Below are 15,525 nucleotides of genomic sequence, written 5' to 3' on the forward strand. Positions count from 1 at the left end.
GCCTTGTCGTATAAAACGACAAGGCTAATCATTAACTAAAATTTATTTTGTTGCAAATAAGACCATGCATATTGAGCATATAATTCAGCGCCTGTTACCATGGCATCTTCATCGATATTAAATCGCCCATGGTGATGCGCCCATTGCGTATCTTTTTCTGGATTACCTGACCCCAATAATGCAAAACACCCCGGAATGTTTTCAATATAGAAACTGAAATCCTCACCACCTGTCGTTGGTTTCTCAAACATTAGTGTATCTTCACCAAAAGCTTGAGTAATGACAGATTGCGCAAGTAACGCACTATGCTCTTCATTAATAACGGGTAATGTTCCATAGGTATATATTACTTCTGCGGTCGCTCCGTACATTGCTGCAGTATGTTCTGCATAACGTCTGATTGCCGCTTCAATACGATCACGGGTTTCGATGTTAAAGCAACGAACAGTGCCATCTAATACTGCATTTTCAGCGATAACGTTAAAGCGAGTTCCAACATCCATCTTGCCAATACTGACAACCGCAGACTCAAGTGCAGATGTTTCACGTGAGATAACAGCCTGTAGATTTAATACGAAAGATGACGCTACAACAGCAGCATCAATGGTTGCTTCAGGCATTGAACCATGTCCACCACGCCCTTTAAATTTGACAACTAATAAGTCTGCTGATGCAAATGTGCCACCGACATTGCATGATATTTTTCCTGATGGCGTTGTCGACCAAATATGCATGCCAAATACGTTATCTACGTTTTCAACCGCACCTTGTTTAACCATTTCACGCGCACCTTGTGCTATCTCTTCAGCAGGCTGGAAAATCAATCTAACATTACCCGTGAGTTCTGCTCGTACGTCATACAAGGCTTTTGCTGCTGTCAACAGCATCGAGGTATGCGCATCATGGCCACAGGCATGCATTTTACCTTGATTTTGTGATTTATAATCTAATGAATCATTTAGCTCAAGTACCGGAAGTGCATCTATATCTGCTCGTAATGCAACGGTTTTTCCCGGTTTACCACCCTTAATTTCTGCGATAATACCTGTTGGTTCAGTCAGACGATACTCAATACCAATTTTGGTTAATTCTTCTGCAATACGTTGCGTAGTGCGTACCTCTTCCCACGGCAATTCAGGGTGTGAATGCAGGTCACGACGAAAAGCAATCATAGCTGTCGTATATTTTTTAATTGCTTCAGTAATTGTTGTATTTACCATTTTTCTACCTTTACCCTTTTCTGCAGAGGTTTATCTATCTGCTTAATACTAATAATGCTTATCTAAAATTTAGCACTCAGTCAATGATTTCACTGTTTCGAACATGACATCGACACCGCGCGCTATTTGTTCATAGTCAGTCCATTCATCAGGGTGATGACTTAAGCCATTACGACTTGGTACAAATATCAATCCCGTCTGCGTTATTCCCGCAAAAATCATCGTGTCATGCCCTGCACCGCTCACCATAGTTCTATAGCGTAGACCTTGTGCTTCGGCATGTTGTGCCATTACTCGGTGAATATCAGGATTTAGCTCAGTAGGTGCAACATAAAGTGGTTGTACTATGTCACTTTGAAGTGCCATTTTGGCACTTTCTTCTTCAATTAATGCAATCACTTGTTCGATAGCGTTACCCAGTGCACTTTTATTTTTTGAACGAATATCCACACTAAAAATGACTTCACTTGGGATCACATTAGCGCCATTAGGTAAGACATTTAATCGTCCTACAGTGGCAACAGTGCTATTGCTAGCTGCAATCGCGATATCAGGGATCTGGCTGATAATATGACTCGCACACACTAATGCATCCGCTCGCATATTCATTGGTGTTGTTCCGGCATGACCTGCTTTACCGGTTAATTTAATCTCCAACTGAGCAATACCGACAACAGTTTCAACGATCCCAATATCTTCGTTTGCTTGCTCTAGTACTGGGCCTTGTTCAATATGCAGTTCTAAAAATGCTTTAACTGTGGAGGGATCAAGTACAGCTTCAGCGGCTTTATCTGCATCAAAACCTGCATCAGCCATACGCTTTGCTGCTGAGACGCCCTGCCTATCTTTCAATTGATGCAGTTCTTTACTACCAATAAGCCCAGTAATAACACTTGATGCCATCAACGCGCGTCCGAAGCTAGTTCCTTCTTCTTCGACCAATGCAATAACCTCAAGAGGATAACGTGGCTGAAGGTTTTGTTCTCGTATGCGAGCAACAACATCTAGCCCAGTAATGATCCCTGCCGGACCATCAAAAGCGCCACCATGTGGCACTGAATCAAAATGTGAACCAATAATAACAGCAGGTAATTCCTTTTCACGGCCTTCTAATCGGCCATAAATATTGCCAATAGCATCTTCACGAACTTGCAAACCAAGCTCTTTCATTTGTTGTTTTAAATAATCACGAGCTTGTTTATCTTGCTGACTATAGCTTAGTCTAGTCGTTCCTTGACCTGGCGTAGCGGTATATTCTGCCAACTGCTCTATGTGCTGTTGAATTCTTAATGCGCTTGATTCCATAATTTATTTACCCTACAAGTGGTGTAATAAAGCTAACCATTACCCCTGCTAATACAACAGAGACGATGGTAACGGAGATAAAACCACCGACTAACATCGGGCCTAACATATGCCCAGTCAGAATTTCACGTTCTTTCTCATCTTTTGTCAGCGCATTAATCGCTTCATTCGTAATAATGTAATCAGCGGGGAAGCCATATAATGCAGTTAATGATACGGCAAAAGCCATTTCTTTAGAGACTCCGAGAATTTTACCGACAATCCACGAAGCCAAATACATGCCAATAACGGCAGCAACAATTAATACCACCAATGGATAAACAAGGCGCATCAACATATCTGGTGTGGCATGGTTCAAGGTATCAAAGATAAAGAGCATTAATGCCATGATAGCAAATCCGAAACCGTTAGCTTTTTGTAGCGGTTGTCTTTCTAAAAAACCTAATGATGAGGCAATAACGCCGAACAATAAACACAGAACAAAAGGACTGATGCTAACAATCGGTGCTGCCAATGATGATACTAAATAGGCTAAATAACCAATTGCTGCCAACCGCAAGAATTTAAAGTAGGCCGTATTATAATGTGATGGTATTTTTTTGAATAAACGCGGCATGGCATCTTCAGAGTTACTTGCTTTAATATCAACACCCGTATCGCCTTCAACAGCTAATGATTCTTTCCATTGACCATTACGATATTTTTCAAGGACACGACGCCCTTCTCGTTTCAGCATAACAGCCGTCAGTGGATAACCAGCAAACCCTTGCATAACATAAATAACAATCGCAAACACAGACAAGTCAATAAGACCTGCATCTGCGGCACCTTTAGACATAATTAATGAAGATACAATCCCCCCCACTAATGGCGGAATAGCAACCAACACAGTGTTCATATCAAATAAGGTGATACCCACGATAAAAGTAAATACGATAATACCTAATATCCCTGATAAGGAAATTACAATTGTTTTCCACTGCCGCATTAATTCTTTTAGGGATAACAATGTTCCCATATTAGTAATTAATAGGTACATCAATGTAATTGCAACGACCTGTGGTATTCCCGCAATACTGACAATATTTTTTGGGAAAAAGGTCCAATATCCCAAAAGAAATAAAACAGCACACACGAAAACAGAAGGGATCCATGCTTTGGTTCTTACCGCAATAGCATCCCCTATGTACAATATAAAAACTATAATAAACAGCGCTAACATCTGTGACATAACGTTTCCCCGTCAATACATAACATAATTAAAATTACCGCTGGCTGCTTTGAGTAGGTTGAATTACTTATTTTATGTATAAGTATCAAAATAGCGCTTTCACTACCTACAAGCATCTCGAGTTATTTTGGCTATATATCTTTTTAATTTAATGATTTTTAGACTATAAGGTTTTAAATTTACTTTTATGGAAAATACAAAACCCATTTCTGTACGATATATAGACAATATTAAGATTATTTCTCTGCTGCTTATAAAAATAGCAACAAAATTCATAATATCATCGAAAAACAAGATGTATAGATAGCAAACCAAAGGTAGGCCATATTACTAAATAGATAACGCATTGAGCCAATAGTGATAAATAATAATATATCCTTTCAAACCACCAGTATCATCTAACAAATTGGTAACAATTTAGCGTTATATTTTTTATTTTAATCATTAATAAACATCTAATTTTATAGATTACTTTTTATGCGAAAAATTATATTATTTTTTATTCTCGACAACTTATCAAATTGAATGAATCTTATTTGGAAATAAAATTCATATTAAACCGTAAATTAAATGAATATCCAGAATAATCAACTGTATTGTTATTTAGTTATAAGTCGGCCCTTAGAGGTGTATTTATCGCAGTAATGACATCCAGATAGCCGTCTAAAAATATTGAATTAAAGTGATTTTACTTAGCCAGATATTATTTCATTAACCTTTTAAATTAAGTGATAAGAGATTACATCTAGATAACTCTATGCTGAATACAAGCAATCGTAGTCAACAGCACCACTACGTGAAGTATGACAAATATATTCCTTCTAGAGATTAGTTATATATTTAAAAACATCTTATAAACAAAAATACCCCAACCCAAAAAGGCTGAGGTATTAAACTAATTAATCTTAATTTAAGTTTATTTAGCTCTGATTAACCTGTTGCTTAGTAATCACTGAAGATTGCTTTATTTTACGGTTATTTTCAAAGCCTGGTTGCGGTACTTTAATAAAAAAGGTTAATACGCCTGCAAATAGATACAGTCCGGTATAAGCCCATACAACCCCAACAATATCGAAGAATGGTAAAACTAAGCTGGCGATTGCAGGTGCCGCAAAGTTGCTCAGGCCAGCGGAGAGGTTGTAAATAGAAACCGCGGCGCCTTTATGGTGTGGTTCAATACTTGGGAATACTGCCGTCATCGGCACAAATGCGGCAACAAAAATACCTAATAAGATTGCTGGGATCAGCGCAATTGCAAAATTATGTCCGAAATAAACAGGTAAATAGTAGAACAGTAAACTTGATACGGCCATACCTAAGCAACCAAACCATCTAACTTGGCGTACCCAACCGATATGTTCGCCAACAATTCCCCAAAAAATATTGGTAAAAATAGTAACAAAGAAGAATACAGCCCAAATTTGTAGCCACTCAGAAATGGTAAACCCGAGTCTATCAACAAATAACAATGGCATAATAATCGCAAAACCAAACAGTGAAATCGTATTGATAATACGGATCAGACTTGCCATAAAAATGTTTTTATTGGTGAATAAAATGGTCGCGGCTCTTGAGAGCTCGCCCATTTTTTCTTTCATTGGCAAATTCACTTTTGAGCGATCAACTGGCACATTGCGCAGGCTAACATACGCAATTACGCCACCCAAAGCAACCCAACCAATAGCCATCCATAAGGTTCCAGTTTCGCCCATAAAAGGAATGGTAAAACTCGGCAAATAGCTACCCACAACACCAATACCGACAGAATACATCGCCCAGAACCAGCCCGTCGCAGCAGCCAAGTGTGCACGAGGAATAACCTGTACCAACATCATCATGAAGGAATAGATAAATAATGGATAAGCTAATCCACGAATACCATAAAATATCAGCATCATTGTGTAGCTTTTCATACCTAAACCAAATGCCATAAATAGCGCATGCATAACAAGCCACAGCACAAGGCCAATCATCATTGCTTTAAGTGGTGTAATAATTTCAGCGACCACACCTGCGGCCCATGCAGCTACCGCTGCCATCAAGCCATAAACGGTAAATACCATTGCTGACTGTGTCGGTGTAAAACCGAGATCTGTAATATGTTTTGATAAAAACGCCATTTCAAAACCATCGCCACTCATAAAGATAGCGATAGCAATAAAGCCCCAGAATAAATGCTTAGGTAGCCCTAACCAATACTGCTTCTGTTCCATTGCAGTTTCCTCATATTTTATATTATCGTTTTATTTAATTAAGAATGTTTTAAAGTGATGGCGACTAGTAGGGTAAAATATATCGCCATCACTGCCTTAGTTATTCAGGCATTAAAACTCTTGCTTGCTTTTGCTGTTGATACAATAATCTAAATACTTCTAGTCTTTGTTTTAGCCACTCTTGGTTAGTTACTTGTGGTTGATAAGTTTCCAAGACTTCAGGTTTACGACAAACCTCTTGTTCAATTCCACCATCAGCAAGCCAACCTAGCCGTGCAGCACCTAATGCTCCCGAAGAACTAGCAGGATGAGTCACGATTGGAATATCAAGAATGTCAGCAATCAACTGCGCCCACAGTGGGCTACGTGCACCGCCCCCCGTTAAGCTGCAACGATTAATTTCAGTTCCTGTATCTTTTAGTACTTTCATGCCATCCGCGAGAGCAAATGAAACGCCTTCAATCACTGCATAGCCTAACTGAGCTCGAGTAGTTTCATTACGTATGGCAAAGAATGAACCTGTTGCATAAGGATCATTATGTGGTGTTCGTTCACCAGAAAGATAAGGTAGAAATATCGGTGATTGCTTTTTTTGTGCTTCACTCAATTGTGCCACTTCTTCCATCAAGACATTTTCTGTCGTTGAAAGCAGTTGGCATATCCAGCGAAGGCAATTCGCTGCGCTGAGCATGACACTCATCTGATGCCAGCGGTCAGGAAGTGCGTGAGCAAATGCGTGTACACCATTTTGCGGATCAGCTTGCAGTTGGTTATTAACAACAAAAATAACTCCTGATGTCCCCAATGAAATCAAGGCATCACCTTGGTTTACTGCGCCAACTCCTACTGCTGATGCTGCATTATCACCACCGCCACCAGCGACAATAACATCCGCGCTAAGTCCCCATTGGGATGCCAAATCAGCCCTTAATACAGCACTTTTTGTGGAGCCTTCTACTAATGAAGGCATCTGGCTTAAATTCAATCCCGTTGCTGCGAGTAATTCTTCTGACCACTCACGCTTTGCAACATCTAACCATAATGTTCCTGAAGCATCAGACATATCACTGACAAATTCATTGGTCATTTTCCAACGCAAATAGTCTTTTGGTAACAATACCTTACCTATTTTACTAAAAATATCAGGCTCGTGACGAGCAACCCAGAGTAACTTGGGGGCGGTAAAGCCAGGCATCACCCTATTGCTTCCTACAGTCAGGAACTCTGGGTAATGCTCCATCAACCATTCACACTCAGTGGCACTGCGCGTATCATTCCATAAAATACAATCACGCAGGACATGGTTGCTTTCATCCAATAATACTGCGCCATGCATTTGTCCAGACAAACCTATTGCTCGTACTTGTGCCCAAGCTTCAGGGGCTTTTTGGCGCAGAGTTGCTGCAACTGTATTTGTCGCATCCCACCAACTTGTAGGAGATTGTTCTGCCCATTGTGGATGAGGACGTTGAACTGTTAATGCCACATGGCTTGATGCCACGATGTCACCCTGTCCATCGATTAAAACGGCTTTTAGCTCTGAGGTGCCTAGGTCAATCCCAAGATACATAACAATCTCTCCTTACAGTGACTGCTCTGGTGATTTAATCCACTGCTCAACATTAGCAACTGTTTTTTCCATCAGTGAATAAAATTCAGGCGATTTGGCTAATGAGCCAAATAAGGTTTCGTTTGCCACAAATTGTGCTAATGCATTATCGGAGTTGATTAGTGCTCTGAAATACGTCGCATCTAATACACCATCTTGGTATTCGTAAGGTAATTTTCCTTTAGCCCAATCTTTTAAGAATACAAAGAAAAGTGCAGGTAAAACGGCAGTAGCGGTTGGCGTGTGTTTACGCTGATAACATTCAAGTAATGTTGGAGTGATAAAACCTGGTATTTTTGATAACCCATCAGCCGCAACACGTTGATTAGTATCTTTAATGTATGGGTTACTAAAACGTTCTAACACCACATCACGATACTTTTCTAGGTCAAGTGGACTTGGTGATAATGAAGGGATCACATCTTCAGTCACATACTTCCATGCCATCTCTTTAATCGGCTCTTGACGTGTGCTGTCATCAATATAATTAAAACCGGTCAATGTGCCAGCCCAAGCAATGCAGCTATGAGTTGCATTTAGAATGCGGATTTTCGCTTCTTCCCATGGTAATACAGACTCAACCATTTCAACGCCAACTTGCTCAAGAGCAGGTCGACCATTAATAAAGTCATCTTCAATTACCCATTGAATAAAAGACTCACCCATCACCGGCGCTTTATCATCCCAACCAGTTTGTGCTTTAACTCTTTCCGCAACATCAGGAGTTGGGCGTGGAGTAATTCTGTCAACCATCGTGTTAGGAGAACGCGTTTGTGTTTTCACCCATTCATACAGTGCAGTTTCACCTTTTAGCTTTAAGAATGAGAGGAAACCATGACGAAAGCGTTCGCCATTGTGACGCAAGTTATCGCAGTTTAGTAACGTCACTGGCTCACCATGAGCAGCCAAACGGTCACTTAAAATATGTGCTAATGTGCCGTAAATAGTCCGCATTTCACCGTTAAGATCAGCTTTGATATCAACCTGTTCGCTGTCCAATTCATGCTCAGGTGTCAGATAATAGCCACCTTCAGTAACAGTAAATGCAATAACGCGAGTTTCTTTTGCGCTAGCTTGTTTGGCAAGTTCAGATAGCTTTTCATCCCAATGTAAAATTTTACGAATTGAGGTGATTTTTTCGTAATGACGCTCTCCTTCAGGAGAAACAGTTTCAAGTGTGTATTCGCCATTTTGTTCGGCTAAATTATTTAACAGTACATTTGCATCATTACGAATATTACCCAGAGCAATTGACCAACTATCATCGCCCTGCTGAATCAAACGATGTAGATACCATGCTTGATGTGCACGATGAAAAGAACCGGCACCTATATGCATCCAAACAGATTGATGTTTTTGCATTGTTACTCCTGAGTTCATCTTGGATATTTGTTTATTGGAAGGGCATATGCCCAATCGTTATATTTTAGTTTCAATTGCTAATGAAATACTGAGATGAGACTCACAGTATTTACATTTGCCCTTTTGATTAGCATTTGCCCAGACTTACAATGCTTAATAGCAAAAAAGTGGGGGAACGCTAATGCAAAGAGAAATAAAAAAAATGGAACAAGCTGCACGAGCTGCTTGGATGTACTATGTCGCAGGTAAAACACAACAAGAAATTGCTCATGAATTAGGGCTATCTCGGCAAGTTGCCCAGCGTCTAATTTCGCTAGCAAAAGAACAAGGGATAGTGCATGTGCAAATTACCCACCCGATTGCAGAGTGTTTAAAGCTGGCAAGTGAAATACAAAAAAAATACCAGCTATCACTATGTAATATCGTCCCTTCTGGCAGGTTAGATGGCGATTCGGTTATTGAGATGATCTCCGTAGCAGGTGCGGAGCTTATGGAACAATTAATCAATAAAGATACTCCTCAAGTTATTGGTATTGGTTCTGGTAAAACATTACGTTGTATTATCGATGCTTTACCTTATCTACATACACCGCAACACCAATGTGTTTCTCTCATTGGTGCGATTGCCCGTGATAGCTCAGCAACTCGATATGATGTACCACTAAGTTTTGCCGAGAAGCTACAATGTCGCCACTATATTTTACCGGCTCCGCTATATGCTGATAATGAGGAAGATAAAACGATGTGGTGCCAGCATCGCGTTTATAAAGAGGTATCAGAAAAAGCATTAAATGCAGATATTACATTTATTGGCATTGGGGAGGTTGGCATCGGCTGCCCACTTAATTCAGAGGGCTTTATCACTGACGAACAAGTAAACATGTTATTAGAAAAGGGTGTTGCCGCCGAAATGTTAGGGCACTTTATTCACGCTAACGGTGAACGCCTCTCGACACCATTAGATTTGACTCATACTAGTGTGCAACTTCAAGCACATAGCAATAAACAGATCATTGCCTTTTCCGGTGGTGAACATAAGTACCCAGCAATCAGAGCCGTTCTCAATGGGAAATGGATTTCAGGATTAGTGACTGATGAAGCGACTGCGCGTAAACTGCTAGCAGAAGAATAACATGAGTAATAGGATTAATGGTTGAACAGCGATTAAGGTATCGCCGTTCAATTTCATTATAACAACGCAATTATAACGTAAATATTAATAATTAAATTCACACAGGTACAATTATTCGTATTTAATACTCAGAAGTTGTATTCAATGACATAAATGAATACTCTCCATCATATTTAATATTCATTATAATAAAAACTCTACCTGTTTGATTTTTTTCGATACTTGATTATATACAACATCCCAGCAATGATTATTGCTATCAACGAATTCTTTAGTTTAAATTAACGAACTTTATTTTTTAGTTATTATTTTGAATATCAACAATAACGTTACACTAATTATATTGGAGAGAGATTATGAGTGATATACCAGTTGGATGTATTGTTATGTTTTCAGGAGAAACTATTCCTAATGGATGGTTATTATGTAATGGAAAAAACGGCACTCCTAATCTGCAAGATAAATTTATTGTTATGGAAGGTCCTATATTTAAAAGAGGCTCAGGAAATGGTACAACCCAAACAAAAGAAAAAACTATTAAGGGTAGTGTGAATGTTAAAGAAACTATTTTAACGATTAAACAAATTCCACCACATAGCCATGAATACCAAAAAACATATACTAACACCAGAAAATTTGATGGGGAACAGTGGAGGTCTCCCTATGTTGGCGGTTATACTTCAACTGAATCTTCTAAAACAGGCGGTGGACAAGGTCATTCTCATCAAGCCGATTTCACTTCAGTGTCTCATTCTCATGAAATAGAACCTATTCCGCCTTATTATGCCTTAGCTTTTATTATGTATGCTGGATAAAAATGATTATTGCCACAATACATTGGTTATTATTTTATCTGTATCATTAACAAATCACATTTAAAAATTTAATATGGAACAATACAATGACTCAGCTATTTATTAATCATCACTAGTTTAACATTATTAAAAAGTAAAATAAAAACCATACTCATTATATTATTTTTCTTTTCGAGCCACTATAAATGTTCATGAGAAATTAAGCCTATGCGTTTTTTCAATCCTATAATACTTAATAGTTTATTTTTTATTTCATCAATTTCTTTTGCTGGCATTCCATTATGTTATAACAATGGTGAATCATTATCTGATAACGAATATCATTCGCTACTTTCAGGAAGAGCTATACAATTCAATGAAGGAGCGATCACAGCCAGAGGTACCGTAATTGAAGCTTGTAGTATAAAATTTTTCTATTATAAAAACACCTCATTGTCTGGAAAAGAAAGAGCCGTAAAAGCGGATGGTGATTACAGAGATATTTTCGTTATTGAAAACCCCAAAATATGCAACAAACTTTATGATATATATACTAATAGCATTGGTGATATAGTTATTCATTCATGTTTTACTGACGCCGATAAAAATAACTCCGAGCTTTATCTATATAAACTCAAAAAATAGCATCAATTATGATTAACGTGATTAGAAAATAAATCATTTAAAATATAGGTGTATAATGCAAGAATATTATATTGATAAGTTATTAGTATTTATCATACTATTTGTTTTAATTTTTATTACGCTAAATACAGCACATGCAATTCCACCACCAGATATTGTTTATCGTATAGATTCAAGGCCTCCGAACCAAATTTTCGCAACAGGATTTCAATCTTGGGGCGATGATGAAGATTTATTACGGCATGTATCTGGAGAATCAATCAATAATAGAACATCTGCTTTGATTTCTACGACATCTAATTGGATGACTATTGAACAAATGGCACGTACACTCATGGGTCCAAATACTCAAGCTTGGGTTTATGCCATTAGACCTTCAATAAATTTTCATGACATAAATGGTTCTCTAATTAATTCCAACATGCAAAATGCAGAAAACATTAATATTTCCCGTCAGAGTCTGGCATTATATAGAACCTATTCATGGCAAGAGGAATTTGCTGCTTATAACACTATTACAAATAGACAGATTCATTATGCTCAAGCCATAACTAGTAATGCGGAAAATTTCATTACAATTAGCCCTGTTCAGATTCATAATGCTGCCTATGAACAAAGAGCACCACAAATTAGCCATAATTTTTTAAATGCCACTAATGTTATTATTCCCAATGTTTATTACTTAGGTGACTTTGACCATTATCCTGTTGAGCCAGCACATGGTTTTGATGGCTGCCCAGGGCCACATCATAAATCAAATAGTTTACGGAAGAATTTTTGTAAAATAAAGAGCATGGAAAACACTATAAACATTGGTATTCGTAGAATAATTATTACTAACACGTAAAACATATGTCAGTTTGTTTTTAAAAATCATAAGTAAATAATTCATTATGAAACAAGGAGATAAAATGAAATTAATTAATCATATCTTTAAATGCAAACATAGAATTATAAAATGGTTATTGACTAAAGCTAAAATTATCCACGTTAAAATTATAACCATTTTATTGTTAGGATTAATTTCGACAACCGCTTTCGCAGTAGATTGCCAACCCGGTTCAAATAATAGCATTGCAAATGCACAGATCACGCAATTACAAATAGATGCTTATAATAAAAGAGTCTGGTTTCATTACAAAGATAATAAACCAAATTCTAATGAAGTTTTAGTCAAGGTATATGAAGGAAATGATTACACAGTTCAAAGTGTGGTCAGCCTTCTTAATAATTCGCTATTTTTGCATCAAACCATTGAGCTTTGCCTTAACAAAAATAACGATAGTACTATATATCTTCATTCAGTGAATTCAGCATTAAAACAATAAGGAATTAATATAATGAGAAAAAAATTTACTTTATTTTTATTTTTTGTTATTTTCATTTCACCTCTTAGCAATGCCATTCGATGTGATGATAAAATCAAATATGACGTGTATGTCAAACGAGTCGATGCAGTTCCATTTCATTCGAATATTCGGGCAACTTTTATTGAAAGCACATCTAAAAAACCCATTACTTTTGATATGGTTATATACCCAACGAGTAGTATCTTTCAATATCAAGCAGAAAGAACATTACGGTTAGCAATGTATTTTAATAAAAAAGTTTCATTATGTTATAGCGAGCAAGGCTCAGGTTTAAACAATAGTTATCTATATGGTGTTAATGCTAAAGATTAAGGTTACTTAAAAAGCATTTATTGAAAAATTTCATGTCTCTGTGCGCGCCGATAGTCACCATAAAGTTTGATATTAACCAGCACAGGAACTCAATATGACTGGGCTATAACTTGACGATGCAGTACGTTGTCTAATACCAAATATCTCGGGCTTATTTTAAGCAACGATCATTCATCAATGAGTCATCTCATACACTAATACATTAAAACACTATAATTAAAGCCATGTTCAGAGTCGATATTGCCGATGTGTTATTAATCTCTTTTTATTGTTGTGAAATCCAGTTGTGACATAGCATTCCCAAAAAAGTAAAAATTAATGCCCCAATAACATGAATGGCAATAGTGCTCAAAGCAATGGCTAATTTTCCTTCTTGGATTTGTGTCAGTACTTCCAAAGAAAAAGTTGAAAATGTGGTGAAACCGCCACAAAACCCTGTCACTACCAGCAATTTATAAGCAGGATTGATACTGGTGCTCGAAAAATACGATATGGCAAAGCCAATAATAAACCCTCCCACAAGGTTTACAAATACCGTCCCCATAGGAATGTTTGGGTATAAATGATTGAGTTTTAATCCAACAAACCATCTTAGCCAGCCACCTAAAACTGAACCTAGAGCGATAGCAAAGAGTGATGCATACATGTGAGCTCCCCTTGTATGGTTTGGGGATAAACGGTAAGAATAAGACCTTAAAAACATTTATACCCTATAGATTATTCAAGGCACATAATACCTACATACCCGATCGATTGGAAAGGTTAACGTAGGCATCATCAGTCCTTATTAGGACAGTTCTTAAACGGGAGGAATGCCATCGCCTCAAACTAAATTACATCCTAATGATACCAAGATAAATAAGTTAAACAAAAAAGTACCCGTTAAGGCACTTAATCGTCAGCTGTATATGATTAACCAAACTGGGCAAATATCAGTAATGCGACCATTACCGTTATTGCGCCGCCTATCCGCGTCGATATTTGAGCAAAAGGTAATAAACTCATTCGTTCTGCTGCGCTTAAAATCGCAATATCACCGGTTCCGCCTAAACCACTATGGCATGCAGTAACGATACCCGCCTCGACAGGATACATCCCCATTTTTTTTGCCATCAGAAAGCCCACTAAAGCGAGCATCGCAACAGTGGTAAAAATGGTAATTAATATGGATGGGTGAAAAGCTGCAACTAATTGAGACCAAGACGTTACTGCCACCGAGTTTGCGAATAATAATGGATAAGTTACACTCGCGAGAAAGAATTGAAACAATGTTTTTGCGCCTTGTTCAAGAGGCTTTGGTATCAAATTACTTAGCTTAAATATCACCGCTAAAAAAAGCATGCATACCGGACCGGGTAAGCCAAATAGCACATGGAGTAATACACCTGCGAGGTAAAGAGTAATCGCACATATGCCTGCACTAATGACCCAATTAACATCAATAGCTTCTTTTACTTCCTCGTTATTGCCAGATAATAGGCTATCACCCGTTATTTGCAGTTGCCCATTTCCCGTAAGATGTGGGTAACGGCGACCAACCATATTCAAAAAACCACATATCACGATTGCAAATAAGTTAGCTACCAATATCACAGGTAACAATTTTGCTAACACTTTACCGGAATCAATTCCCAAAATTTCAGAGTAACCTACCGACAGTGGAATTGTACCCTCTCCTAACCCCCCACCCATTACGGGTGTGCTAATAAAAAACATGATCTGTTTAAGATCTAATCCACAAACCATCCCCACCAGCCCGCCAACGATAAATGCCAAGATTGACCCAATAAAAAGTGGCAAGAAAATCTTAGCAAAGCCTTTTAATATTAAATTTCTATCCATCGTAAAGATACTTCCCACTACCACAGCCGAGACAAATAAATAAATAAAATGACTCGATTTAGTAAATAAGATAATCGGTTCGACCAGCGATTGTGGGATCACATCGACACTGACCAAATAAGCAGGAAGAAACGCAGCGACAATTGCTGCCCCTCCCATTTTTCTAAGATAAGGGATCCGATTACCAATTTCGGCACAGGTTGCACCACCCAGTCCCAGAATAGCAATCATTGTCGGTAAATCAGCACCCATTTTTTTAACTGACATAATGCCCGTAACCAGTAAAACTAATATGATATAAACTGGAATTGGAATAAAACCCACTTTGTAATTGAAAATCTTCGTCAATTTATGTTCAGACGATGGTAATGCTGCAATATCATGTTGTGTCATGGAGGTCTCATTATATTATTTTAATATGTATTTCTAAGAATTATTGCACTCGGTTTAAAAAACCATCAACTGTAATTTTTCATTTCAGTCCTTATAT

Annotated in this window: 14 protein-coding genes and 1 riboswitch; of the genes, 6 read left to right on the plus strand and 8 right to left on the minus strand. The window is 37.9% G+C overall.

Features of this window, described 5'->3' with window-relative positions:
- Positions 1-35: 35 nt before the first annotated feature.
- From OOA_RS07490 to dalD, 6 genes are all read right to left on the minus strand, one after another.
- Entirely contained in the window at positions 36-1,220 is a 1,185-nt protein-coding gene (locus OOA_RS07490; RefSeq protein WP_008911539.1) for a M20 family metallopeptidase, read from the minus strand.
- A 69-nt stretch (positions 1,221-1,289) separates the two neighbouring features.
- Positions 1,290-2,525 (minus strand): Zn-dependent hydrolase, encoded by a 1,236-nt coding sequence (locus tag OOA_RS07495; protein ID WP_008911540.1) that lies wholly within the window; start codon positions 2,523-2,525, stop codon positions 1,290-1,292.
- 7 nt (positions 2,526-2,532) lie between these two features.
- The gene (locus OOA_RS07500; protein ID WP_008911541.1) at positions 2,533-3,756 is read right to left on the minus strand and encodes a hypothetical protein; all 1,224 of its coding nucleotides are present in this window, start codon (positions 3,754-3,756) and stop codon (positions 2,533-2,535) included.
- Positions 3,757-4,676: 920 nt separating this feature from the next.
- Positions 4,677-5,969 carry an MFS transporter gene (locus OOA_RS07505; protein ID WP_008911542.1) on the minus strand — a complete coding sequence of 431 codons (1,293 nt, stop codon included), beginning with the start codon at positions 5,967-5,969 and terminating at the stop codon, positions 4,677-4,679.
- A 100-nt stretch (positions 5,970-6,069) separates the two neighbouring features.
- Positions 6,070-7,539 (minus strand): xylulokinase, encoded by a 1,470-nt coding sequence (xylB, locus tag OOA_RS07510; RefSeq protein WP_008911543.1) that lies wholly within the window; start codon positions 7,537-7,539, stop codon positions 6,070-6,072.
- A 12-nt stretch (positions 7,540-7,551) separates the two neighbouring features.
- Complete coding sequence (dalD, locus tag OOA_RS07515) at positions 7,552-8,940, minus strand: D-arabinitol 4-dehydrogenase (protein WP_008911544.1); 1,389 nt, start codon at positions 8,938-8,940, stop codon at positions 7,552-7,554.
- A gap of 181 nt (positions 8,941-9,121) precedes the next feature.
- Here dalD and OOA_RS07520 point away from each other — a divergent pair, with 181 nt between their 5' ends.
- The 6 genes from OOA_RS07520 to OOA_RS07545 all read left to right on the plus strand — a co-directional run bounded on the left by OOA_RS07520 (position 9,122) and on the right by OOA_RS07545 (position 13,193).
- Entirely contained in the window at positions 9,122-10,072 is a 951-nt protein-coding gene (locus OOA_RS07520; RefSeq protein ID WP_008911545.1) for a sugar-binding transcriptional regulator, read from the plus strand.
- A gap of 356 nt (positions 10,073-10,428) precedes the next feature.
- Complete coding sequence (locus tag OOA_RS07525) at positions 10,429-10,887, plus strand: tail fiber protein (protein ID WP_008911546.1); 459 nt, start codon at positions 10,429-10,431, stop codon at positions 10,885-10,887.
- Positions 10,888-11,094: 207 nt separating this feature from the next.
- Entirely contained in the window at positions 11,095-11,511 is a 417-nt protein-coding gene (locus tag OOA_RS07530; protein WP_008911547.1) for a hypothetical protein, read from the plus strand.
- 55 nt (positions 11,512-11,566) lie between these two features.
- Complete coding sequence (locus tag OOA_RS07535; RefSeq protein WP_008911548.1) at positions 11,567-12,358, plus strand: scabin-related ADP-ribosyltransferase; 792 nt, start codon at positions 11,567-11,569, stop codon at positions 12,356-12,358.
- A gap of 64 nt (positions 12,359-12,422) precedes the next feature.
- A complete protein-coding gene (locus tag OOA_RS07540; protein WP_008911549.1) occupies positions 12,423-12,839 on the plus strand; it encodes a hypothetical protein in 417 nt (138 codons plus the stop codon).
- Positions 12,840-12,851: 12 nt separating this feature from the next.
- Entirely contained in the window at positions 12,852-13,193 is a 342-nt protein-coding gene (locus OOA_RS07545; RefSeq protein ID WP_008911550.1) for a hypothetical protein, read from the plus strand.
- A gap of 265 nt (positions 13,194-13,458) precedes the next feature.
- Here the strand turns inward: OOA_RS07545 and crcB are convergent, their stop codons facing one another.
- Both crcB and OOA_RS07555 read right to left on the minus strand, forming a co-directional pair.
- A complete protein-coding gene (crcB, locus tag OOA_RS07550; RefSeq protein ID WP_008911551.1) occupies positions 13,459-13,839 on the minus strand; it encodes a fluoride efflux transporter CrcB in 381 nt (126 codons plus the stop codon).
- A gap of 115 nt (positions 13,840-13,954) precedes the next feature.
- Positions 13,955-14,025: riboswitch (Fluoride riboswitch) on the minus strand.
- Positions 14,026-14,105: 80 nt separating this feature from the next.
- A complete protein-coding gene (locus OOA_RS07555) occupies positions 14,106-15,428 on the minus strand; it encodes a 2-hydroxycarboxylate transporter family protein (protein ID WP_008911552.1) in 1,323 nt (440 codons plus the stop codon).
- Positions 15,429-15,525 lie beyond the last annotated feature (97 nt).

This window comes from Providencia burhodogranariea DSM 19968 (assembly GCF_000314855.2).
GTDB lineage: Bacteria > Pseudomonadota > Gammaproteobacteria > Enterobacterales > Enterobacteriaceae > Providencia > Providencia burhodogranariea.